24 protein-coding genes and 1 tRNA gene are annotated in these 24404 nt (G+C 39.5%); 9 read left to right on the top strand and 16 right to left on the bottom strand.

The features are described from left to right. Window positions 1-163: 163 nt before the first annotated feature. Window positions 164-454 (bottom strand): hypothetical protein, encoded by a 291-nt coding sequence (locus QZT73_RS06710; protein ID WP_291780489.1) that lies wholly within the window; start codon window positions 452-454, stop codon window positions 164-166. Then, window positions 451-2163: a PHP domain-containing protein gene (locus QZT73_RS06705; RefSeq protein WP_291787326.1), complete on the bottom strand. Its 1713-nt coding sequence runs from the start codon at window positions 2161-2163 to the stop codon at window positions 451-453. Before QZT73_RS06705 ends, QZT73_RS06710 begins: the two co-directional genes overlap by 4 nt. A 104-nt stretch (window positions 2164-2267) precedes the next feature. Between QZT73_RS06705 and QZT73_RS06700 the strand changes: the two genes are divergently transcribed. The 4 genes from QZT73_RS06700 to QZT73_RS06685 all read left to right on the top strand — a co-directional run bounded on the left by QZT73_RS06700 (window position 2268) and on the right by QZT73_RS06685 (window position 5856). After that, the gene (locus tag QZT73_RS06700) at window positions 2268-2675 is read left to right on the top strand and encodes an EVE domain-containing protein (RefSeq protein WP_291787323.1); all 408 of its coding nucleotides are present in this window, start codon (window positions 2268-2270) and stop codon (window positions 2673-2675) included. After that, window positions 2672-4297, top strand: coding sequence for a transcriptional regulator (locus QZT73_RS06695; RefSeq protein ID WP_291787320.1), 1626 nt, complete (start codon window positions 2672-2674; stop codon window positions 4295-4297). Before QZT73_RS06700 ends, QZT73_RS06695 begins: the two co-directional genes overlap by 4 nt. Window positions 4298-4382: 85 nt before the next feature. Then, the gene (gene pyrR, locus QZT73_RS06690; protein ID WP_291787317.1) at window positions 4383-4925 is read left to right on the top strand and encodes a bifunctional pyr operon transcriptional regulator/uracil phosphoribosyltransferase PyrR; all 543 of its coding nucleotides are present in this window, start codon (window positions 4383-4385) and stop codon (window positions 4923-4925) included. A 7-nt stretch (window positions 4926-4932) separates the two neighbouring features. Next, window positions 4933-5856, top strand: a complete 924-nt coding sequence (locus QZT73_RS06685) for an aspartate carbamoyltransferase catalytic subunit (protein ID WP_291787314.1) — start codon at window positions 4933-4935, stop codon at window positions 5854-5856. Between the two features lie 48 nt (window positions 5857-5904). On the opposite strand, the gene QZT73_RS06680 is transcribed toward QZT73_RS06685, so the two are convergent. Continuing rightward, a complete protein-coding gene (locus QZT73_RS06680) occupies window positions 5905-9348 on the bottom strand; it encodes a ThuA domain-containing protein (RefSeq protein WP_291787313.1) in 3444 nt (1147 codons plus the stop codon). Window positions 9349-9533: 185 nt separating this feature from the next. Between QZT73_RS06680 and QZT73_RS06675 the strand changes: the two genes are divergently transcribed. Next, window positions 9534-9779, top strand: coding sequence for a hypothetical protein (locus QZT73_RS06675; RefSeq protein WP_291784552.1), 246 nt, complete (start codon window positions 9534-9536; stop codon window positions 9777-9779). Window positions 9780-9837: 58 nt separating this feature from the next. Here QZT73_RS06675 and QZT73_RS06670 read toward each other — a convergent pair whose 3' ends face one another. The 13 genes from QZT73_RS06670 to QZT73_RS06610 form a co-directional block, all read right to left on the bottom strand. Further along, window positions 9838-10176, bottom strand: coding sequence for a hypothetical protein (locus QZT73_RS06670; RefSeq protein ID WP_291784554.1), 339 nt, complete (start codon window positions 10174-10176; stop codon window positions 9838-9840). A gap of 203 nt (window positions 10177-10379) precedes the next feature. After that, on the bottom strand, window positions 10380-11579 hold the full coding sequence (locus QZT73_RS06665) for a phosphoglycerate kinase (protein ID WP_291784556.1): 1200 nt from the start codon (window positions 11577-11579) through the stop codon (window positions 10380-10382). Window positions 11580-11662: 83 nt separating this feature from the next. Continuing rightward, window positions 11663-12631 carry an L-threonylcarbamoyladenylate synthase gene (locus QZT73_RS06660; RefSeq protein WP_291784582.1) on the bottom strand — a complete coding sequence of 323 codons (969 nt, stop codon included), beginning with the start codon at window positions 12629-12631 and terminating at the stop codon, window positions 11663-11665. Then, window positions 12631-13341: a tetratricopeptide repeat protein gene (locus tag QZT73_RS06655; protein WP_291784558.1), complete on the bottom strand. Its 711-nt coding sequence runs from the start codon at window positions 13339-13341 to the stop codon at window positions 12631-12633. Before QZT73_RS06655 ends, QZT73_RS06660 begins: the two co-directional genes overlap by 1 nt. Window positions 13342-13490: 149 nt before the next feature. Continuing rightward, window positions 13491-13925, bottom strand: a complete 435-nt coding sequence (locus QZT73_RS06650; RefSeq protein WP_291787310.1) for a thioesterase family protein — start codon at window positions 13923-13925, stop codon at window positions 13491-13493. 17 nt (window positions 13926-13942) lie between these two features. Further along, on the bottom strand, window positions 13943-14494 hold the full coding sequence (locus QZT73_RS06645) for an NUDIX hydrolase (protein ID WP_291784563.1): 552 nt from the start codon (window positions 14492-14494) through the stop codon (window positions 13943-13945). A 1-nt stretch (window position 14495) separates the two neighbouring features. Continuing rightward, the gene (locus QZT73_RS06640; protein WP_291784564.1) at window positions 14496-15089 is read right to left on the bottom strand and encodes a hypothetical protein; all 594 of its coding nucleotides are present in this window, start codon (window positions 15087-15089) and stop codon (window positions 14496-14498) included. Further along, entirely contained in the window at window positions 15089-16999 is a 1911-nt protein-coding gene (locus QZT73_RS06635) for an ATP-dependent DNA helicase RecQ (protein ID WP_291787309.1), read from the bottom strand. Before QZT73_RS06635 ends, QZT73_RS06640 begins: the two co-directional genes overlap by 1 nt. A gap of 1 nt (window position 17000) precedes the next feature. Beyond that, complete coding sequence (locus QZT73_RS06630; protein ID WP_291784568.1) at window positions 17001-17780, bottom strand: enoyl-CoA hydratase/isomerase family protein; 780 nt, start codon at window positions 17778-17780, stop codon at window positions 17001-17003. A 79-nt stretch (window positions 17781-17859) separates the two neighbouring features. Then, window positions 17860-19824, bottom strand: a complete 1965-nt coding sequence (locus QZT73_RS06625; RefSeq protein WP_291784570.1) for a ComEC/Rec2 family competence protein — start codon at window positions 19822-19824, stop codon at window positions 17860-17862. Window positions 19825-19913: 89 nt separating this feature from the next. Next, complete coding sequence (locus tag QZT73_RS06620) at window positions 19914-20453, bottom strand: DUF3575 domain-containing protein (RefSeq protein WP_291784572.1); 540 nt, start codon at window positions 20451-20453, stop codon at window positions 19914-19916. Between the two features lie 35 nt (window positions 20454-20488). Continuing rightward, window positions 20489-20926: a GNAT family N-acetyltransferase gene (locus QZT73_RS06615; RefSeq protein ID WP_291784574.1), complete on the bottom strand. Its 438-nt coding sequence runs from the start codon at window positions 20924-20926 to the stop codon at window positions 20489-20491. Continuing rightward, window positions 20895-21884 (bottom strand): PhoH family protein, encoded by a 990-nt coding sequence (locus QZT73_RS06610; RefSeq protein ID WP_291787308.1) that lies wholly within the window; start codon window positions 21882-21884, stop codon window positions 20895-20897. Before QZT73_RS06610 ends, QZT73_RS06615 begins: the two co-directional genes overlap by 32 nt. A gap of 105 nt (window positions 21885-21989) precedes the next feature. On the opposite strand from QZT73_RS06610, the gene QZT73_RS06605 reads away from it, so the two are divergent. From QZT73_RS06605 to QZT73_RS06590, 4 genes are all read left to right on the top strand, one after another. After that, window positions 21990-22766: an SAM-dependent chlorinase/fluorinase gene (locus QZT73_RS06605; RefSeq protein ID WP_291787306.1), complete on the top strand. Its 777-nt coding sequence runs from the start codon at window positions 21990-21992 to the stop codon at window positions 22764-22766. Beyond that, on the top strand, window positions 22766-23062 hold the full coding sequence (locus QZT73_RS06600; protein ID WP_291784579.1) for an antibiotic biosynthesis monooxygenase family protein: 297 nt from the start codon (window positions 22766-22768) through the stop codon (window positions 23060-23062). The genes QZT73_RS06605 and QZT73_RS06600 overlap by 1 nt, the downstream gene beginning before the upstream one ends. A gap of 72 nt (window positions 23063-23134) precedes the next feature. After that, window positions 23135-23218: transfer RNA gene (locus QZT73_RS06595), tRNA-Leu, on the top strand. 488 nt (window positions 23219-23706) lie between these two features. Beyond that, the gene (locus tag QZT73_RS06590; RefSeq protein ID WP_291784580.1) at window positions 23707-24327 is read left to right on the top strand and encodes a DUF308 domain-containing protein; all 621 of its coding nucleotides are present in this window, start codon (window positions 23707-23709) and stop codon (window positions 24325-24327) included. The last annotated feature ends 77 nt before the right edge of the window (window positions 24328-24404 follow it).

Raw genomic sequence — 24404 nt, 5'->3', positions numbered from 1 at the left:
TTTAAAAAATAAGGTTATCCCTCACCCATTCGAGTGATTTTTTTGTTTTTTATGTTGAAAAGTAACTGTTCTACTTCAAATCATCATCTGTAATAGCGGCTCTAAATACATGTCTCCTAGATTCAACCTAGGATTACCTTCTGGAACCGCTGTACCCCAATCATCAAATCACCATAAAGAAGTAAATCAAAGCCACTCCCAAAACCAAAACCATCTTTTTGGCTTTATCCTTTAATTTCTCCTCTAATTTTCTTCTCCTCAATACCAATACCGCAATACTCAGGGCAAAAAACTGTAAGGCTATTCCAATCCCATTGATAGGCCCATGAGGTACCTGTAAAAATTGAAAATTAGTATTCACCAAAGGGATGAGGCAAATGATTATTCCTATCAAACCAAATAGAAATGAGCGTTTGAGCAACATTTCAGGGGCTTTATCCATCCAACTGCTCATTTCTTCTTGATGTTTTGTTTTCTTTTTGCAAAATAGCGCTCGATCTCTTCCTTAGACATTGCATTAAGGGTCATGTCCATGGTCAATCCCCCCTTTCTTCCTACAATCACCCCATATTTCATATCTCTATATCCATCTACTTCGTGAGCATCCGGATTGATAGACAGCATCACGCCTTTCTCCATGGCATAATTGACCCACCGCCAGTCCAAATCAAGCCGCCATGGATTAGCATTGATTTCAATTACTACCCCGTATTTGGCACAGGCATCAATTATGGCCTTATGATCCAAAGGATATCCTTCCCGTCTCAATAATAACCTTCCCGTAGGATGACCCAATATGGTAGTAAATGGGTTCTCAATGGCTTTCAACAACCTTGCAGTGGCCCTTTTCCTGTCCATTCCCAAACTGGAATGTACTGAGGATACAACAAAATCAAAACCTCCTAAAATATCTTCTGGATAATCTAAATTCCCATCTGTCAGGATATCACTTTCAATACCCTTGAAGATCTTAAATGGGGCCATTACTTCATTCAACGCATCAATTTCCTCCCATTGTTTTTGCACTTTTTCTATTTCCAAACCTCCAGCATAAGACGCCGTCCTGCTATGGTCGGAAATGCCCAAATATTCAAAACCCAGGTCCCTACAAGCTTCTGCCATCTTCTTGAGACTATGCTTGCCGTCGCTGTAAGTGGAATGATTATGAAGAATTCCCTTTAAATCCTCTTCTTTGAGCAAATGCTGGACTTTATTTCCCTTTACCAGGTCAAACTCGATGAAACCTTCCCTTAGCTCTTCTGGAATGAAATGCATACCAAGGTGGGTATAAAGTTCGGCTTCAGAATTGAAAGGCCCATCTTTTTTCAATACTTCTACCAAGGTTCTATTTTCTTCCAGTGGATATAGTAAATGAGCTTTATTGCCCGTTCTGAGTACTTTTTCCTCAATAAAATTTTCTGGTTTTGAAAAATGGATAAGCAGTTGTACTTCGGGATCCAATAATTTGCCTCTCCACTTAAATGGGCTTGATTTCCTTTCATCCTTTTCAAGCACTTTGAGTCCATTGATGCCCTTCATGGCAGTCTTAAGGTCAGTACTTGTCAGTAACCACTCTACTGTAGAAATAATTTCCATTTTCCTTGCAAAATCTCCGACGGGAACTGTTTTTTCAATCCCTTTCAGGGTCGAAAATTGTTTAGCCAATTTATCCATGGCATCTTCTATGTCCGCATAGAGCCATTTGCCCATATTGGAAGCCCTGAATTCTAGGGCCTGAATGATACTTTCCTGAGTTTTTTCACCAAACCCTTTGATTTTAGCCACTTGACCGGCTTGGCATGCTTCCAATAATTCATGCGTAGAAGTAATATCCAACTCCTCCCATAGCACTTTTACTTTCTTGGGACCCAATCCCTTTATCTCCAATATTTCCAGGATGCCCGTAGGTGTTTTTTCCAGTAGCTCTTCCAAATAGGAATGAGTCCCTGTATTGCCTATTGAAAAAATGACTTCTGCAATACTTTTCCCAATACCATTGACAGCCTGCAATTCTTCCATGCTTTTTCCTTCAATTGAAACATCCCCCCTGTCTATGGTATTGATAGCAGACTGATAACTTCTGATCTTGAATGAATTTTCATCGTGTAGCTCCATCAATTTGATGATAAGCTTGAGTTGGCGTAAAATACTTTTTTGGTCCAAAATTTCTGGCTATTGATTATTGATTAGGACAAATGTCATCAATAATTGTTTTAAAATAAAATCTTAAAAAGTATCTTATGGCATAGAACCAAATTTAAAAAAACATGCAATATTGGTTGGTGAAATCTGAACCAAATGAATACGGATGGGAGGATCTTCAAAAAAACAGGGAGGATGTTTGGGACGGCATCAGGAATTACCAAGCCAGAAACTTCCTTAAAGCCATGAAATTGGGGGACCAGGTATTGTTTTACCACAGTGGAAAAACAAAGGAGATTGTAGGAGTAGCTGAAGTTTCAGAAGAAGCCTTTCCTGATTCCAAGGATACGGAAAATAAAGGCTGGGTAGCAGTTAAAATAACCGCTGGTAAAACATTGAAAAAACCTGTCAATCTGGAACAGATCAAAACCAATGATATCTTAAACAGTATGCCTCTGATCAAGCAGTCAAGATTGTCTGTTATGCCCATTGAAAAAAATCAGTTTGACCTTATTGTGAAATTAAGTTCATGAAAATTACAGTCTTAATGCTTCTGATATTGCTTATCCCTTTGGGGTCAGCATTTGCACAACTTTCTTTTGAAGCGAGGTGGGAAGTTGAAGCTAAATATCAGGAAAATGATTTCATGGTCATGCAAAAACCCGGGGGAATTATTGCTTTCAGAGCCCAACCTGAAAGAGGTTTTAATCTCAGGGCAAATTTCCAGTATTTCACCACAAATTATACCTTGGAAGGATCTGACATCAAGGAAGTCAAAATCAAAGATAATTTTGATCTTGTAGGTTATGATTTGGAAGGCGACTATTTCTATGCATTGATGCAAAGAGGTCTGACTGCTTCTTCGGAACGTTATCTACTGGAAATCAACATAGAAACTGATGAGGCCAATGAAATTCCTTTGGAGAACATTTACCCAATGGATTTAAAAGAGTTTTTGGTTTTAAATAAAAAGGCAATTTTTTTAGGTAATGCGGATCTAAGACCGATGCTTCAGATTTTTGATATGGAAGCCAATAATGTTTTTACGGTTGAGGGCATTTATGGCAAAGAGACATTAGTGCTGCAACTGCGAAAGGACAGTAATCTTGGTATTATCGATGCACTTATCAGTAAAAGGGACAAATACAAAACCAAGCAGGTGTCTATTTTATCCTTTGATGAAAATGGAACAAAAATAAGGGAAGTTAGTATAGAACGCCTACAGGATATCAATCATGAAATTGTAGAGGGCATGCTAACTCCCATCTATAATTATCAACAGTCTCTGATAGGTACTTATGGACAAAGAAAGCGAGAAGCTTACCAGGGAATTTATATTGCTGACATCAATGAATTTGGGGAATATAACCTCAACTATTATACCTTGGAAGATTTCCCAAACTTTTACAATTACCTGAACGAAAAACAAAGAGAAAGAAAATGGAGAGAACTAGAGCGGCAATTCAGTAAAAATAAGGTCCCAAATATCAAACCGGTATTTTCAGCAAGAGAAATAATCCGTACGGATATTGGCTATTTGATTTATAGCGATAACTTCAATGCCACCAACCCGAGGTACATTCCCAGAGATGGGGCTTATGCAAATGATGCTTACCGGTTCAATCCAAACCGTCGCTATTTTGACGGTATGAATTATGGACCAGCATATGGCTCTCAGCTTTTTAATACTTATCGATATGGCCCATTTTCCTGGCAGCAAGAAGGTGAATATAAATTTATTTCCGCTTACTTGATTTATATCGGTAAAGAAGGGCAGGTAATTTGGGACAACGCTTTCAATTTGACCAATAGAATCACATCCATCCCCGGCAAATATGGGGAAATCAGTTTTGACGGCAGTAAACTCCATTACCTCTACCTGGACGGCATTCAGGTATACATGAGCTATATGAAGAATGGGGAAATTCTTTTTGAAAATGAAGCATTTGAGATCCAATTGATTGATGAAAATGAAAGAATCAGGGATACTCAAGAACAAAGTCTAAACCTATCGTGGTGGTACGATAACTATTACCTTCTAAGCGGAAAGCAAAAGGTCAGATTTCTGGGGAATAATGGGAAAGAAGAAACTAAAGAGGTCTTTTTCCTAACCAAAATCTCAGTAAATGGTGATCTTTATAACCCCGAGGATTAGCATATATTTTAAAAATATCGCAAGGCAGCAATACCTGCCTTCCTTCTTGCACTTTTATTTTTATATTTGCAATCAAAGCAGAGCCATGCAAAAAAGACTTGTCCTTGATCAAAAGCAGATTGCCATTATTTTGAAGCGCTTCTGTCATCAGTTGATCGAAAACCACGATACTTTTGAAAACACAGTCCTTTTGGGATTACAACCCAGAGGCCCGATTGTCTTGGACAAAATCGCAAAAACACTGGCAGAATTGACGGGATTCAAGGTGCCTTTTGGATATCTTGATGCCACTTTCCACAGGGATGACTTCAGAAGAAGGGATTTTCCTTTAAAGGCAAATGAAACGAAAATTGATTTCCTGATTGAAGGCAAAGAAGTGGTACTCATAGATGATGTGCTGTACAAGGGAAGATCTGTCAGGGCTGCTTTGGATGCCATGATTGCCTTTGGAAGGCCTCAAAAAGTCGAATTAATGGTCTTAGTCGATAGAAAATATACCAGAGATTACCCCATTATGCCCGATTATGTTGGAGTAAAAGTCAACACATTGGAAAGTCAATATGTATCAGTGGAGTGGGCAGAAAAAGGATTTGACAAGGACGCCATTTGGATCATAGAAAAACCTTAACCTACTTATGTCACAACTCAGCACCCGACACCTTTTAGGCATCAAAGATATTACTTCAGAAGACATTCGATTAATCTTTGAAACCGCCGATAATTTTAAAGAGGTGCTCAATAGGCCAATCAAAAAAGTGCCTTCACTGAGAGATATAACGATTGCCAATATATTCTTTGAAAACTCTACCCGTACCAGACTTTCTTTTGAGCTAGCTGAAAAAAGACTGTCTGCAGACGTTGTCAATTTTTCATCCAGTACCAGTTCAGTGAAAAAAGGGGAAACACTAACAGATACTGTCAACAACATCCTCTCCATGAAAGTGGACATGGTAGTTATGCGGCACAGTAGCCCCGGAGCTCCACATTTCCTTTCGAAAAATATCTCAGCCAATATCGTCAACGCAGGAGACGGTACACACGAACATCCTACGCAAGCTTTATTGGATGCTTTCTCCATAAGGGAGAAACTGGGTGATGTAATGGGGAAAAAAGTAGCCATCATCGGAGATATTCTGCATTCAAGGGTAGCTCTTTCCAATATTTTTTGTCTTCAAAAGCTTGGAGCAGAAGTCATGGTCTGTGGACCTACCACTTTGATTCCAAAGCATATTGCAAGTCTAGGGGTGAAAGTGGAAATGGATGTAAAAAAAGCGCTTCAATGGTGTGACGTCGCCAACATTCTCAGAATTCAGCTGGAAAGACAACAGATCAAATATTTCCCATCTCTTAGAGAATATTCCCTCTACTTTGGAGTCAATAAAAAGATGCTTGATCAACTGGACAAAGAAATAGTGATTATGCACCCAGGCCCCATCAATAGGGGCGTTGAATTGAACTCTGATGTTGCAGACAGCGAACATTCCATTATCCTTCAGCAAGTTGAAAATGGCGTGGCTGTGAGAATGGCAGTTCTATATCTACTTGCAGGTGTAAGATAAAAAAGGCTATCCTGATTTGGGATAGCCTTTTTAAGTTTGTATGTGACTTTATTTGTTTTTAAACTCTATAGACATAAGCGCAGCAAAAGGCTCCTCTCCATCAACAGGTTGAGATATTACATAAATATCCTGAATTCCTCCATCACTCTTTGAATTTATTGGAATCCCGGCCATTCCAAACTTTAAGCCACCTTCTCCCTGAGCTCCTATTTTAAAAACTCCTTCTCCTATTATGGGTCCTGTGGGACCGCCTAATCTAAATTCCATGGCAAAACCATTGTTTGAAGCTTCCTGTCCACCACCACTTAAGAGCAGCGTTCTAACATCTGTCAAATCTACATCAGGAATCGAAAAAGAAGCTTTTGCCGAAGGAAGTAATAACAAATCATTGCCGTTAAAGTTCATCGTACTTGCACCTTCAATATCCCTTATTTGACCCATATTAATAATGGGATTTCTTAAAGTAACGGAAGTATTTCCAGTCAAAGGTTTGATATTCTCTCCTCCTCTATCAGTAAAACTGGCAGAAAGCACAAATATTCCGGTTGGACTTATCGTTTTACCAATTGTCGGGTCAACTTTCCCCGAGGATGGAAGCGAAGGTTTTTGCTCTGCTCTTCTACCCAATGAAAGAATATAAGAAGTGATTTTAGTGGCATCATCATTCTTCAGGTCCGGATTGGCAGGCATAACTGTTTCTCCCCAAACACCACCTCCTCCTTTCTGGATCTTGTTGACCAAGTAGGTGGAAGCATCTGCATTTCTTCTGTATTTTCTTGCTACTTCTGTATAAGAAGGGCCAATTGAGGCTTCATCTTCTTTATGACAGGTCTTGCAAGTAAGGGAATTGACCAAACTTTTCCCTATCATGGCATCTGTCATAATCAAGTGTCCCTTAGATGCCTCTGCCTGATCTAATCCTGATATATAATCCGCTGATATAAACAATGAAGACAAATCATCGCCCACATTGGGATCATCAGCATCTTGCACAGACACAGCGTATTCTACTGCTGTCCCTGGAAAGTAAAAACTTTGATTGCCTTGAATTTGTATACTTACATCAGGGGCAATATTACCGGCATAAACAGAAACGATAGTGCTCATTGCCCGAAGTTTTTCAGGATCACTCACCTCTACTTGCACATCATAATCTCCAATTTCATTGAATGTGTAGGTCACTTTAGGTTCTTGGGTAGTAATGCGTTCGCCATTCCCCATATCCCAGATGTAGGTCAGCGGATCATTTTCCGGGTCTGTGGCTTCAACCTTGAACGTAGCAGTAAATGGCAATGCGCCTGAGGATTGATCTACTGAAACTGAATTGACCACCGGACTCCTGTTTCCTGCATTAAAGTCAATTCTTGAAAGGCCTGAGTCTGGATTTTTAGAAAACCACCCATTTCCGTATTCCAAAATATATAACTTTCCATCGGGTCCAACTTCCATATCAATGAGTGCATTGAATTTCGTGTCAGACATAAATGGCTCCATTTTGTCATAATCTCCATTTTCCTGCATAGTGACTACTTTAATCCACCCCCTCACCCAATCGTAAATAAATAATTTACCATCGTAATAAGACGGATACCTACTCCCTTTGGGAAACATATCAGCGTAATATACAGGACCGGCCATGGCATTTCTACCTCCCGTACCTAACTGCGGGAAGTCCTCTGAAGTCCCATAAGGATACCAAATAAAGGCCGGTTCCGCAGGAGGAAGTTCTCTTAATCCGGTATTATTCTTAGATGTATTTACAGGCTTTGCCACATCAAAAGGAGATCCTGATCTTCCTGTAGCGTAATCAAATTCCACATAAGCATAATTATCCCCCACAAAATATGGCCAGCCAAAATTTCCTGCTTTTCTCGCCTGATTGACTTCATCATAGCCCCTTGGTCCCCTTGTATCCAAACTGTCTGGATTGGCATCAGGCCCTACTTCTCCCCAGTAAACAAATCCTGTTTTTTGATCTACAGATATTCTGTAGGGGTTTCTATTTCCCTGTACATAAATCTCAGGCCTTGTCCCCTCCATGCCTTTGGGATAAAGGTTTCCTTCAGGGATATCATAGCTGCCATCTTCATTGACCTTTATTCTTAAAATCTTACCCCTAAGGTCATTTGAATTACCTGAACTTCTTCTGGCATCAAATTGCTCAAACCCTGGACGGTCATCAAGAGGAGCATAGCCCCTGTTTACAAATTTACTGTTGGCCTGATCAAAAGGAGTAGAATTATCCCCTGTAGAGAGGTAAAGAAGACCATCCTTGTCAAAAGCTATAGAACCACCTGTATGGCAACAAATGTTACGCTGTGAATAGAGCTCTAAAATCACCTTTTCGGAATTCATGTCCCAAGTATCATTTAGAAATGTAAACCTGGAAAGCCTATTTATTTCCTTTTCACCTGCTGGACTATAAAACACAAAAACATGTCCGTTTTTGGCGAAATTGGGGTCTTTTTGAATCCCCATCAAACCCTCTTCAGCATTGACTCCCGGAACATCAGTTCTCCAGTAGACATCGAATTTTGCCACTTCAGTTACGGTAGAATCGCCATCTTTATACAGTAAAACCTCCCCCCTTCTCTGTGCAATTAAAACGTCAAGGTTTGGAAGTATTGTCATTTCAGTAGGCTCGGTAAATTCACCCAAGATCAACTGCGTTTTTTCAAACCTATTTTCTTCCGGAACCCTTTGGGTTTTAGCTTTGGAATAATCCAACTTCCGGTTATCGCCTATAGCATATTTAATTCCTTCTAGTATATGCTCGAGAAAGAGCTCTTCCGAAAAAGATTCCACAGTATGTCCTCCAGCCGTATACCAGGCCCTTCCTCCATCAAATTCATGATACCATGCCACCGGATGATAACCCATGGCATAGCCACCCTGATAACTGTCTTCATCAATATCCATTAGCACATTGACATCAGGGTTCATTTTTTTAAAACTGTACCATTCATCTCTTCTGTTCCAGATTTCAGGGAGAAATCTTGTACTTGGATGGTTTCTGTCAGTTACATTAATCGACCCCTCCTGCACATTAGGATGAGGATCTCCCATTCCGGGGTGATTCCAGAAATAGGCTCCGGCCAATCTGTTATACCATCCCCAGTGGTATTCTGTATCTGTAGCTGCGTGTATGCCTACATAACCACCACCTGCCTGTATATACCTTTCAAAATCTGCTTCCTGATAATGATTGAGCACATCACCAGTAGTACTCAACCAAATTACTGCAGCATATTGGTTTAGATTTTCCTCCGTAAATAATTCAGCATTGGTGGTAGTATCTACTTGAAAACCGTTTTCCAATCCCAATTTTTGAATGGCTCTAATTCCATCTGGTATAGACTCATGGTAAAAACCGGCTGTTTTGCTGAATACTAATACTTTTGGTGTTCCACTTCTTTTGTTACATGAAGAAAAGACCACCATAATTGTTAATGCGAGCCACAAACTCTGTCTCACAAACTTATTGGTCATCATAGGTTTTTGATTTTCTTGAAATATAGGGTTAAATAACAAGTATGTTTACTAGAATCACACCAATGGCATAATCCTAATTAGACTGGTATACTTAATGAAGATGTCCCAAATCTACAACTTTTTTGTTTTCAAGAATTTTCAATTTGTATTTTTTACATTAAGATGGTATAAAATTCTTTCTTTTCATGAAAACTTCTAAAGTCTCCATTCTATTTCTAGTCCCTGCGCCCCTTATCCTATTTTCTTTTGACAAAAATATAGTCACTGAAAGTCGGTTAGAGGATGGGGTTACGATCGTAAAGCAAAGTAAAGGAGTTACTTTGGGGTATTCCGAATCTTCTGAAATCAGACTTATTTATAAAGATGGTTTAATGTTTAAAGATCTGAAAAAAATAATGAATTGGATTCACATGAGGATTGGAGAGGAGTAATCGAAAACGCCCGATCAAAAAAGTATAAAAAGAAATTACACGAAATATTCAGAGCGACTCAACCTTCTTCGGTCCTATCTTCTTCCTCTTGTTCCAAATAAACTTTGTCTCCACATACAATCCTTTCAACCTGTCTCGGGTCTTGGCCTTGACTATTAGAAAACCAATTTCCACTATCAGGATTCTGGGTAATGGACCACAATTTACCTTCTTCATCCCTGTATGTAAAAACTCCTGTATTTTTGTTTCTCCTTACATCTTCAGATATTTCATAGAAGCGCAAAGAACCATCATCCATTATAATATAAACTTCACAAGATGAATTGATCTCTTCGATTTCCATGCAAGAAACTGCTATCCCAGCAATAAGGAAGAACCCGATTACTCCTTTTTTCATGTTAAATTAAAAGTTAAAATTTGGTGATTAATTTTGATCTTAATATTCAGAAAAGCGGTATTGTCCGTATTTGACCTCTAAATATATCAATGTTTATTAAAAAGGCGAAACCTAAATTTAAATATCGGCTTTGAATGTCAAACATCCTATGGAATGAAAAAAGACCAAGCTTTGGTCTTTTTTCATTCACTTTAAAGAATTTTTTAAGGAGCGAGTGCTGCCACTCCTGGAAGTACTTTTCCTTCCATGTGCTCCAATAAGGCGCCTCCACCAGTAGACACGTAAGAAACTTTGTCTACAAAACCGAATTTATTTACAGCTGCGGCTGAATCTCCTCCGCCGATCAAAGAAAATGCTCCACCTTCAGTGGCCTCAGCAATAGCTTCAGCAACTGCTACTGTACCATGGACAAAACTACTCATCTCAAATACACCCATAGGGCCATTCCATAAAATGGTTTTTGATGATTTGATGACATCTGAAAATAGTTTTCTCGTCTCCGGACCAATGTCCAATCCCATCCATCCATCAGGAATTTCTCCGGCTTTTGCCATTCCTTGATCAGCATCATTTGCAAAAGCTTTGGATGTTACATTATCGGCAGGAAGATAAATTTTTACGCCTTTTTCCTCTGCTTTCTTCATCAGCTCCAACACATATTCCAATTTATCCTCTTCGCAAAGTGAATCACCGATCGATCCACCTTTTGCTTTAGAAAAAGTGTAGGACATTCCTCCTCCAATAATCAGGTTATCCACTTTATCCAATAATCTTTCAATTATTAGGATTTTGTCAGATATTTTGGCTCCTCCCATAATGGCCGTATAGGGCCTTTCCGGTTTCTCCAAGACTTTATCTGCATTTTTTAGTTCAGACAGCATGAGATATCCAGCTGCTTTTGTATTAAAAAATTTAGCAATAACCGCAGTAGAAGCATGGGCCCTATGAGCCGTTCCAAAAGCATCATTCACATAAACATCTCCCAGCATGGATAATTTCTCTGCAAAATCTTCGTCGCCTTTCTCTTCTTCTTTATAAAACCTTAGGTTTTCCAACAACAATACTTCTCCAGGCTCTAATCCGGCAGCCAGGTTTTTTGCCTCTTCCCCAATACAATCAGGAGCAAATTTAACAGACTTGCCAAGCAATTTTTGCAAGCTTCTAACAACATGCTTCAGGGAGTATTTGTCAGTCGGTCCATCCTTAGGTCTGCCTAAATGAGACATCAAGATCACCGCTCCTCCTTGCTCTAATATTCTTTCTATGGTAGGTACTGCTGCACTGATCCTCGTATCGTCGGTTACATTTTGATGCTCATCTAAAGGGACATTAAAATCCACCCTGATCAAGGCCCTCTTACCTTTAAAATCAAGGTTGTCCACACTTTTGATTCTGTCTATCATATGTTTATTGTTTTAAAAGGTTTGTAATTTTTTCTGGAACCAATCTGTCACCTAAAGTTAATAATCTCCTGCAAATTTCATTCCTACTCTTCCCTTGCTGCAGCCCGTTTTAACCTATCATTGATGGCTTTTCCTAAACCTACATCCGGCACCAACTCTGATAAAATTACGGAAACATCCATGTTATCCAAAGTTCTCATGGCAGCAAATAGGTTTTTTGCTGCTTCTGAAAGATCCCCCAATCTGCTTAATTGGATATGACGCTTATCAGGAACCATGGAAAGGTCTTTTCTAAATGATAGGACGGCAAAATCTGTCCCTTTTTTTTGGTAGCTTGAAACCAATTTATCAAGATCACCTAGAATAAAAGGTTTCCTCGGAGCATAATGACTTTTTAGCATGCCAGGAGATTTCGGATTACTGCTTGAATGAGCCATCACCTTTACTTTACCTACCACTTTTTCAATGGATTGGAGATCCAAGCCTCCCAGCCTATAAACAGTAACCTGCCCATTCTCCAGACCGATTATCGTGCTTTCCAAACCTACATGACAACTCCCCCCGTCAAGAATATATTCAATTTTGTCCCCTAATTGGTCATTGACATGCGTAGCTTTGGTCGGACTGATATAACCAAAGGGGTTGGCACTGGGCGCAGCCAAAGGAAATTCCAATTTGGATAAAAGCTTTAAGGTTAAGGGATGATTGGGCACCCTTACCGCAACCCTATTCAGTCCACTGGTTACTAAATCAGGCACTATCAGTTTCTTTGGAAGCAAAAGTGTTAAAGGACCTGGCCAAAAAGACAAAGCAAGTTGCCTCAAAGAATCAGGTATATGCAGCACGAAGCCTTCTATCCTTTCAATACTTTCAGTATGCAAGATCAAGGGATCGAAATTTGGTCTACTTTTAACTGAAAAAATTTTGGCTACAGCATCTGGGTTGAGCGCATTGCCCGCCAATCCGTAAACGGTCTCAGTCGGAATTGCCACCAAACCTCCTTTTTTCAAAATGGCCTCGGCCTTTTCAATATCTTTCCCTATTTCAGCCATTACTCTGAACAGAAATCGTCTACCCAACTTTTGGCTTCTGCAAATCCAAGGCTCATGGCCATCCTCAAATTGACGCAGCCGTCTTCCTTTTGGCCAAAGGCACTCATTTGGGTTACTCCCAGCAGGTAATAAGCTGCACCATTTCTATTATCCAGTTCAACGGTGGCAAAAAGAGATTCAATCGCTCCGATTGGATCATTATTTCCCAACTGGGATTTGGCCTTGTTAAAGTGTGCTAAAGCATGGTCGGGTACTGACTGCAATACGACATCCAAGTCAAAAATGGCATCCTCATATTCTTCTAGACCCAATAATGCAAGACCACGGTTATAGTAAATATCCAATTGCTGAGGATCAAGTCCATTGGCCATGTTGTAATCTAATAATGCTTCTTTGTATGCCTTCTTTTCCAAGTAGGCATTGGCCCGATTAAAATACGGCTTGTAACTGCTGGCATCCAATTCTATGGATTTTGTAAAAGCATCGATGGCCTCATCAAATTTCCCTTGTTGAAATAAGGCCACTCCTTTGGCATTCAAAGCAGCCGTATTTTGCGGGTTTTTTTCAATAGCCCTGTCAAAGAGATCTATTGCCTTTTGGTACTGGGAGTTTTGTAAAAACCGGACACCTTCATCAAACAACTCCTGCTCGGTAGGACTACAGGACCAAATTAGAAATAGGGCAATGAAGCCCCATGAATTTTTTTTCACTTTTTTTTAGTTTTTGCCTTTTTACTACGGTACTTTTAACAAGAAGTTCTAAGAAATTAAGACCTCTAAACTGATTTAGCATTTCCCATCCAAACTTATTTTTTTCTTTATTCTCCCCGCACAAAGATAATGAATAAAAAACCTCATGCCTATTCAGCCAACAATTTTAGGGCATAATGAGCAGGCACTGGGACGGGTTTCATCGTTTGCATATCCACTGAAACCATGGTAACTATGGCCTGAGAAAATATTTTGGCCGCTCCCCTCTCAGTTATCCCCAAAAGCACCTGCTCCAAAACGAAAGATGTATTGCCTAAATGTGTGCATTTCACGTAAACTTCCAAAGAATCCATTAGGTGCACAGGTACCATATAATCGATACTGATATTGGCAACCACAGTCCCTGTTTTCATGATGTCCCATTCACAGACTTGATTAAGATAAGCTGCTCTGGCGTGTTCATAATAATTGAAATAAACACCATTATTGACATGCATGTACCCATCAATGTCGGAGAATCGAATTTGGACTGGAACAGAAAAAGAAAAAGAGGACCTGACATCCTCTATGCTGTATTTTTTCATATTATTTATGCTTGATATCAAAGCAAAATCTCAGACTTGCTTGTTTTCTCAAGCATTCTGATAATCGACGCATTAAAACCTACAAGGTCATCAACCGCATCAAATGGGATCCATGCCAGCGCCTTGCTTTCTTCGGACAATACCAGTGGTTCGTTCATTTCCGCCTCAATCAGAAATCTAACATCATAATGGAAATGTTCAGGTACATCCTCCTTTTGGGGAATAACATGTCTGTCGATATCAAAGATACCTGGATCAACAATCCTTAGTGAAGTTAGTCCGCTCTCTTCCTTTGCCTCAGTAAAAGCGACCTCCAATAAATTTTCATTGCTATCAGCATGTCCTCCAAGCTGCAACCACCTATTAAGTTTTTTGTGCAGGGTCAACAGGGCATGTGTCCTCATTTTGTTTACAATCCATGCTGAACCGGTAAAATGTCCCTCAAGCCTTTCTCTGACAAAAGCCTTATCATCATAAGTCAATGTGACAAAATCAGGGATGAAGGAAGCCTCTTCTTCGAATGGCGTCCTGTAGTTTTCTAAATTTGATCTCAGAGAAAGTCTGTCCATATCAATTGTTTGTTTCGAATAACCGCTCAATAAATTGGTCAAAGGGTTTGGCTTTCTGGTACAAATGATCAGAGTAAACGGTAACCAAAACCTTTAGGAAACTGGGCTTATCATTCACACTCACCTTTTCAACACTGATATTACCATACAACTGGTCTATCTTTTGACTAAAATCGACATTACTCAAAGGCGGCTTAAAATATTGCTTTTCTGTAGTTTTGACAAAATCTTTCATTTCTTCGATTTTTCTGTCAAGACTAACCTGATTATATCCCAAATCTAACACTCGCCTTCCAAAAGCAAAGAAAAGATAGGAAAAAGTTTTTTCATTCAATGGACTGTCAAAGGAAACAGCAAAGCCATTGGCATAGGGAGAATTCAAAATATGCACTTCAGGATAACTATTCATTCCTGATGTTTTAAAATGATAATTTTTTTCAATTAAAGCCATTATGGATTTGCCTTCCTCTGACAATACCCAGTCCGCACCCGCCTCTCTGTCTACATCAGTTTGCTTGAAGTTTTCTTTTACAAATAGTGATTTTGCTTTTTTGGGAAAAAGACGCCCCAAAACATCGTCTATAAATGAAGCCATTAACCGTTAAGTTTATATTTACCATCATTTCTGGTGGTGATTATTCCTTCCTCCTCTAAATTACGTAAAACCTTCATACTGATAAGGTCATTATCTAAACCGGGAACATCTTGAATGGTATGAATAGAAAACAAGGTTCCTGCCTTTAAGGTTTGAATTATCTTTTTTTTGATCATTTCTTCTTCCTGTACCAGTTCTTTTTTAAGGCTTACACAGACATCACAGATTCCACAATTCTCATCTGTATCTTCTCCAAAATAAAAGGAAATCTGATTGGATCTGCACACCCTATCCTGGTTTACATAGGCAAGCATTGAAGCAGCTTTACTGATGGCATTTTTCCTCCTTTCTTCAATACGCTTTAAATTTAGAGGCAGTTTACCGGCATCGTACCGTTCTGTCAAAAAAGTAATCTGGGGTTGGTCCTTTCTTTTACTATAAGAAATAACCCCTACATTATCCATGTGTTCGAGCATCCTGATCAATTCCCTTTCCGGAATATTGAGGGTTTTGGCCAACTTCCCTTCCTGAATTTTCAAGAATTCCATAAATAATTCCCCTCCATAAGAGCGCAGCAGGATTTTAATCAAAGGGTCAAGCTTTGCGTTGGCAATCTGAAACTCATATAGCTTTGTCTGATCTACAAGGAATTTAAGTGTAGAAGGGCTAAAAAAGCTCTCATTCAACTCAAGCAAGCCTTCTTCCTGCAAAACCTTTAGCGCATTATAGCATGACAATAAATCCAAATTATAGGTTGAAGAAAAGCTTGACAGATCGAAATCAAAACTACTCATAAATCCGCTGCCCACTGCCATCCGAAAATAGTTGGCCAAGCTTTGGTAAACTTTTTTTAGGAAATCAGTGGGAGGATAAGCCATCGCCGCCCGTTCCTCCAAAACTGATAGATCTTGTCTGTGCGTGATGAGTATTGCATAAGCTTTTTTTTCATCCCTTCCGGCCCTTCCGGCTTCCTGATAATAGTTTTCTAAATTTTCCGGTAAGTCCAGGTGCAATACCAATCTGACATCCGGCTTATCTATCCCCATTCCAAAGGCATTGGTTGCTACCATCACGCGAAGGCGATTTTGTTTCCACTCATTCTGACGGGCCTCACGGACGGAATTGTCCAATCCTGCATGATAAAAAGTGGAAGGAATACCCATCTGATTCAAAAGGAAAGCCATTTCCTTGGTACCCTTTCTATTCCTCACATAGACAATGGCTGCACCTTTAATTTTTTTCAAAATTTCAATGGCTTTTTCCAGTTTATTTTCTGCCATCCGGACGGCATAACTGAGGTTTTTTCTTGAAAACGAACGAACATAAACGGCTGGATTTTTTAATTCCAGTTTTTCCAAAATATCTCCTTTTACCTCTAGGGTAGCAGATGCAGTCAGTGCAAGACAGGGAATAGATGGATGATACCCTCTGATTTGAGCTATTTCTAAATAAGGTGGCCTAAAATCATAGCCCCATTGCGAAATACAATGCGCCTCATCCACTGCTATCAGATTGACTTTCATCTTCTTGAACCTTTCGATAAATAGTTCAGTTTTCAGTCTTTCCGGAGAAACATATAAAAATTTGTAATTTCCGTAAATACAATTGTCTAAAATGGTATCAATTTCTCTTTTGCCCATCCCGGAGTAAACTGCAGCGGCCAAGACCCCCCGTTTTCGAAGATTATCTACCTGATCCTTCATCAGCGCAATGAGCGGACTTACAACCAAACAGATCCCTTCTTTGGCCAACGCAGGTACTTGGAAACAAATCGATTTCCCTCCTCCAGTAGGGAGTAAAGCCAAACAATCCCTGCCCTCCATAGCTGCCATGACAATTTCCAACTGTACAGGACGGAAATCGCTATAACCAAAAACAGTTTGCAGGATATGGTAGGCTTGGGCTCTCAAATCACCAATTGATTGATTCCTTATTTAAAAATGCAGCGATACCCTTTTTACAATCTTGGGTTCCTCTTGCTTTGGCATTCATGGTGGCTGCATATGCTAAGCCTTCTTCCAGATCCTTTTCCTGGACCCGCCCTATCATTTCCTTAGTAAGAGCCATGGATTGCGCAGAGTTTTGACGAATCAGTTTCTGCGCATAATCATATACCTTCTGCCCGAGTTCATCAGTACCTACTATCCAATTGACCAGACCCATTGCCTTGGCTTCTTCCGCGGATATCAAATCCCCATCCAACAAAAGTTGCTTGGCCTTTCCCTCTCCTATTTTACGGATCAAAAATACCTTAACGATAGCTGGAATAAATCCGATTTTTACTTCGGTGTAACCAAATTTGGCCGCTGGAACAGTAAAAGAAAAATCACAAACCGTAGCCAAACCACAACCACCAGCAAGTGCGTGCCCCTGAATCTCTGCAATGATTATTTTCGGTGAGGTATAAATTTTATAAAAAAGTGATTTCAGCTTATTGCTGTCTTCCAGATTTTCTTCATAGGTATTGCTTTGGAGAGATTGAAGGTAGGCCAAGTCTGCACCGGAACAGAAAGCTTTACCTGAGGCCTTAATCACCATCACTTTGACATTCCGATCATTTTCAAACTCCTGAATGGCTTTCTTTAAAGCGCTGACCAATTCTGCATTAAGAGCATTCCTCTTTTCAGGTCTATTGAGCTGAATGTAGCCAATCCGGTCTTTTTTATAGATAATTAGGGGCTGTTCACTCATTTTATTAATTTATTTGCGGTGTAAAATCCGGGTTAAATATATAGAAAGATAGGCAACCAAAGGATGCTGACAAAACATATCAGTCAAAAACCAGCCTATAAGCGGTGGGGTTCACCGAAATAGAATCAGAGATGGATACAGGCACCCATTTCCTCTCCATCCAGGCATTAATTCCATGAGGATAAAAAGACATATTGACCAGTTCCACATCATCTTCACTAAAGGGAAGAATTGCTCCATTGGGTAATAAAACGACCTGCTTGTTTTCTTTCTCAAACGCTTTCAAGCTATATTTCTTTTCAACCCCAAACCTTTCTCTATGCGGCAATACCTTGTAGCTAATGGCTGAAATATCCGCCTTATCAAAAACAAAAAGTGCCTCATATTGGCGGTAATCCATGGCAATACCCTTATCCAAATGATAAACTGTTAGTATATTTTTTGACTGCTTCAGAGGTTGGTAAACTAAACGAAAAAGTCCTACAAGAAAAAAACCAAATACAATCCCCCAAAGTAAAAGCTTGTGGGGCCTATGGCACAACCACAAGATCAATCCCATAAAACCAAAGTAGAGGAAAACCTCTTGGGTTTCGAGGTAGATGCCCGATAATCTAGAACCAGGAAGGTATTGGATACCCAAAACCAAATTATTAAACTGCTTGATAACCCGTTCGGTCAAAAAAGCCAGACTTGGACCTATGATGCTAATATTGGAAAATAACATAAATGGGACACCTATACTCATAATCAAGAAGGCACCAGGAATTGCCACCAGATTAGAAATCAAAAAATAAGAGGGGAAAATATGGAAATAGTAAGCAGAAAGAGGGAAAGTTGCCAACTGAGCAGCTACTGCTACTGTACTGATTTGCCAACAATAATCCAGTATCCTATACTTAGGTTGCCAAATCTTGACCAAAAACGGCTGAATCAATAATATTCCCAATAAGGCAATATAAGACAATTGAAAGCCCACAGCATATATCAAATTGGGATCATAAAGCAATAGTATCAGGGCTGAAAGTGCGATAGCATTAAAAATAGAAGGACTTCTGGATTTCATCTGAGCCAATGCCATCAGAGAGAACATGGTTGCAGCTCTCATAACAGATGGAGACATTCCGGTCAATAAGGCATATCCCCAGATCAAAAGAATAATTCCAGAAAGGTATAAAATACGCCTTCTCCTTTCTAATCTGTAGGGTTTGATCCAAAGGAAGAAAAATCCATAAACGATGCCTACATGTAAACCGGAAACTGCCAAAACATGCATGGCCCCTGCAGTGGCATAAGCTTCACTGAGTTCCCTGTCCAATGATTTTTTCTGCCCCAATAGCAGGGCATTGGCTATTTGAATCGCTCTGGTATCCTGGAATAACACCTCAAAACGTTCCATGATTTTAGCCCTTAAATTGATAAAAAAAGCCTCTATGGGGAAATCTGGAACAGTTCCCAATATCTCAAATCGCTCTCCAATAAAATGCCTGTGCGCCACACCTTGTCTGATTGTGAATTGCTGGTAATCAAATTCATAGGGATTGGTTGGTCCCGGAATGGTCTGTGGATGACCCCAAACCCAAATAAAATCCCCGGGCAGTAAAGCTGTATCAGAACGGTGATAAACCAATATTTCGCCTTTTTTATTTTTAATTTCACCACCTACAATTGTTTTTTTGAGTAGCAGCCTATTGGCAGTAGAGTTGGGCTTGGCCTCATCCTGTCCAATCACAAGCGCCAAATAACCATCCATTTTTTCTACCGAATGGATCAGATGATCTGGGTTGTTTTGAAAGTCACGAAGGTGGGAGAAAAGCATACCAGCCAATACCAATTGTAAATATGCCAATAGTGGGAAAACCCAAGAAATCTCCGAAAACAATCGGTTTTTCTCAACATAGATTGTTATTGATAAATAGAAAAACCAAGAAAACCCCAAAACCAAGGACAAACCTTCCAAGGTCACCCACCCAAATAATGGGTATAAAAGAATACCTAATATAAAGAAAACCAGGTACCTTAAAAATGGAAAATCCGCAAAAACCATCTTATAAAAATTTGATGGAAATTACATAGAAAAAATAAAAAAGGGGACTATATAGTCCCCTTATGGTATAAATTAATCGGATAAATTCTTTAGAACCTATATCCTACATTCAAACCTGCTTTTAATTCTACTGCATTGAAACGATCGGCTACCTCGGATGAAAAACCCCTGCCTACAGAGATAAAAGGACCAAATGCAAAATTGTTGTAATTCCATCTGTATCCACCTGTGAGTCCAATGTAACCACTATTCAAATCTGTGACGGTTACTCCAGCTCCATCTACGGTTTCACGAAATTCTCCAAACCTGTATTTAAAGTAAGGAGAAATGTACAGTTTTCCATTCTCATCTCCTGCAAAATAAAAATTGTAGGAAAGCAAAATAGATGTCGCATCGAAGTCCCTTCCACCTGAAGCACTTCTATAGCTAAAACGATCATTTAAATGCAGTTCCAGGCCTATAGACTGATCATGGCCTACAAAATGTTCATAACCCAACTCCACTGATCCTATAATAATGGTATTGAGAAAATTTAGCCTTACTTCACCTTTTGGATCTTCAAGAGATTGGGCTAAAGTGAGCTGGGAGATTAATAAAAGTGATGGCAGTACAAATAATAATTTTTTCATAATGTTTAAATTTAGAAGATAAAGATCTATTTGATTCACAAATATAATTCCATTTTGTAGTGAAATATGTTGCACTCTTCAAACATTTCACCTACCTGTTTAAACCCAAACTTAGCATACAAGGGAATGGCATCTAGTTGGGCATGCATGTAACACTTTTTCCCATTTGACTCCGGATGGCTGGAAATATCTTCCAAAACCGCCTTTACCAATGCCTGCCCTACGCCTTTCCCACGCATTGCCTTTAATACGGCAAAACGCTCTAATTTGATTCCTTTCTCCGTAAACCTCCACCTTGCGGTACCAGCGGATTGGTCATCTAATTTGGCCAGAAAATGTGTGGATGTTTCCTCAAATTCATCGTATTCTTCTGCAGGATCCACTTCTTGTTCAATTACAAAAACATCTTCCCTAATTTGAAACACCTTATCAAGCTGCTCCTTATTCAGGACCTTTTCCACGCTTATCTTCATCTTTTTGGGATTCTTTTTGAGATTCAATTTTATCATAAGCCTCAATAATGGATTTTACCAGCCTATGTCGGATGACATCTTTACCACCAAGGTAAACCATTCCAATACCTTTGACATCTTTCAGTACATGCAGTGCTTCTCTGAGACCTGATTTTTGTCTTTTTGGCAAATCTACCTGTGTTTGGTCTCCCGTAATTATGACCTTGGAGTTCGGCCCCATACGTGTCAAAAACATTTTGATCTGCTCGCCTGTGGTATTCTGGGCCTCATCCAGCAAGACAAAAGCATCGTGAAGGGTACGTCCCCTCATGTATGCCAATGGCGCGATTTCGATAACCCTTGTTTCTTGATAAAATTTCAATTTTTCTGAGGGCACCATATCACTCAAGGCATCGTAAATTGGTCTGAGATAAGGATCAAGTTTTTCCTGAAGATCTCCCGGCAAAAACCCAAGATTTTCTCCAGCTTCTACAGCCGGTCGGGTAATGATGATTCTTTTTACTTCTCTATTTTTCAAAGCCCTGACGGCCAAAGCCACGGCAATATAAGTTTTCCCTGTACCCGCAGGTCCTAAAGCAAAAACAAGATCATTTTTAAGAGAAGCTTCCACAAGTTTTCTCTGATTAGCAGATTTTGGTTTCACTACTAACCCCTTATTGCCATATATGATCACATCATTTTTTTGGTTTTCCTCAAAAGGAGCCCCTTCCAAAGCGATATATTCCTTGATATTTTCAGGGGTGATGTGTCCAAAACGATGAAAATGCTGAAGCAGCATGTTAAGTAGGTCGTTGATACGAAGGATTTCTGGTGCTCTGCCCTGAATCCTTATCTCATTGCCCCTGGATACAATTTTGCTCTGAGGGAATGCAGCCGAAACCTGCTTGATATTCTCATTTCCCATACCCAAAAAATCCAGCAGGGGAATATTTTCTAAAGTAATTACTTTTTCTACCAATCCGATTGCTTTGAATTATGATTTGTTCTTAATGGTGTAATTGATAAATTTATATTTTTGTTCACACCTGGTACAAAAATATAAAATTTTAACGGACTTGCTTATATGGCTTTGATAACATTCACCTCAGATTTTGGAGATAGCGATTATTATGTACCTGCAGTAAAAGCAAAAATGTTATCCATCAACCCTCAGTTGAACATTGTAGACATTACCCATAAGGTTGAAAACTATGATGTAGCGCACGCTGCCTTTGTACTTAAGTCAGTTTATGATGATTTCCCCAAAGGGACTGTTCATTTAGTAGCCATGAATGCCACAAGTAACATGACCGAGGGTTACATAGGTATCAAACTGGAGGATCATATTTTTATTGGACCGAATAATGGCGTCCTAAGCCTGCTGTCGGAATCTGAACCTGGCATTATCGTTAAATTTGCAGATATCCATGTGCAACAAAGCACATTCCCAGCCATGGATATTTTGGCCCCCATTGCAGCAAAAGTGGCATCTGGTGCTGCGATACATGATTTTGGAGGTCCGCTGACTGCAATCAAAAAAATGATCCCCCGAAATTTCAAGGCCACAAAAAAACAGATTACCGGCCATGTAATCAGAGTGGATCATTATGGTAACCTGCTTACCAATATTACCAAAGAAGTATTTGACACCCTCAATCCAGGAAGATTCAAGATAGAATTCGGTAGAGAAAACCTGAACAGACTGAACAGTACTTACGATCAGGTTGAACCTGGAGACTGTTTTGCCTTTTTTAATAGCCTGGGTTTATTGGAAATCGGTATCAATCACGGACATGGGGCAGATTTACTGGGATTAAGACATGACAGTCCGGTATTTATTCATTTTGAAACAGAAGGCTGATGTTGGTGAGGATTGTACGCATGACATTTCAGGAGGACAAGGTGCATGCTTTTATGGTAAATTTTGAAGCCAACAAAGAAAAAATACGCCATTTCCCAGGTTGTCAATACCTGGAACTTTGGCGAGACAAAAATCATAAAAATATTTTTATGACCTACAGCCATTGGGATTCTGAAGAGGCACTGAACCAATACCGTGATTCTGAATTATTTAAAAGTGTTTGGTCTTATACAAAAACCTTATTTTCGGATAAACCAAAGGCATTTTCAGTGGAAAAAATTGAACAACTACCCTAGGGAGGCTTGCAAGGATAAAAAATACTCTTCATATTTGCATCCCGTTCAGAAAGGAACGGACGAATTTGAAATGCCCAGGTGGCGGAATTGGTAGACGCGTTGGTCTCAAACACCAATGAGGTTACACTCGTGCCGGTTCGACTCCGGCCCTGGGTACTTAGCATGAAAAGATCCTTCTCAGATGAGTTGGATCTTTTTTTTATGCCTGAAGCCGGAGGAGAAGTTTATCTCGATGACTATCGGGAACCCCGGCCCTGGGTACTTAAACAGAAAAGCTCCTTCTTTAAATAGTTGGAGCTTTTTTTGGGTTAAGTCTGAAAAACAAATTTACCCAAAAAGAGATGCTTTTTTCTGAAGTCACGGCAATGAAAACAATTAGCATATTCCCTTCAATTAGGGCCTTCCAATTGGTAATAGGTTTAAAGTAACGCTTCCTTTCTGATTTGTAATTAATCCCTCATCCAAAAAAAGACCAAGTTAAGCTCATGCAGGAAGAATTGCTTATACCCTAGCATGATTTCTGATTTAATGGGAATTCGGAATAAGCAACCACTATTTCCCATCCTTAGAAATTTATAGCAAAGCAAAAAAAATTATTCCTGAAAATTAACTACATTGAAATAAAAACCATTAACTCTTTTCCCATGAAGCAGATAGTAAAAAAAAGTGAATTCATGATCAAAAACTGGTGGTTACTATTGGTCATTGGTACCTTGTTTATTTTAGCAGGAGCTTGGACTCTGAGTACCCCTGAGAGTAGCTTTATCAGTCTGGCTATCATTTTTGCGAGCCTTATGTTTGCATCTGGAATTTTCTCTTTGATATTTTCTATAGCCAACAGAAAAGAAATTGATGACTGGGGCTGGCATTTGGCAGGGGCTATGTTTGATTTTATCATAGGAGCCATCTTATTCTTCTATCCAGCCATCACCATGGCAGTCTTACCCTTTATGGTAGCCTTCTATTTTCTATTCAAAGGTTTCGCCACTTTTGGATTTGCACATGATATGAGAAGGTATGGAGACAAAGGATGGGGATGGCTTGTATTTAGCGGTTTTCTTTCCACAGTTTTTGCTATCATGATCTTGTTCAATCCCAGCTTGGGAGGATTGACCATTGTAGTTTTTACTGCATTTGCCTTTTTCTCTTTGGGCTTTTTCAATTTGGTCTTGGCGTTTTCACTTAAAAGGTTGAATGAAAGGGCTGGATATACAAAGGAAATTATTGGGAACATAAAAACTAGTTTATCAGAGAGAAAGGCTTAGATATCCATTTGAACATTAACCGTATTTCAGATGTTTGCCTTTAAATTTTTAACCTTTTGGGCAATCATCTAGTGATA

This window comes from Cecembia sp. (genome assembly GCF_007126775.1).
Classification (GTDB): domain Bacteria; phylum Bacteroidota; class Bacteroidia; order Cytophagales; family Cyclobacteriaceae; genus Cecembia.
This window is presented reverse-complemented; position numbering and strand designations above follow the sequence as displayed.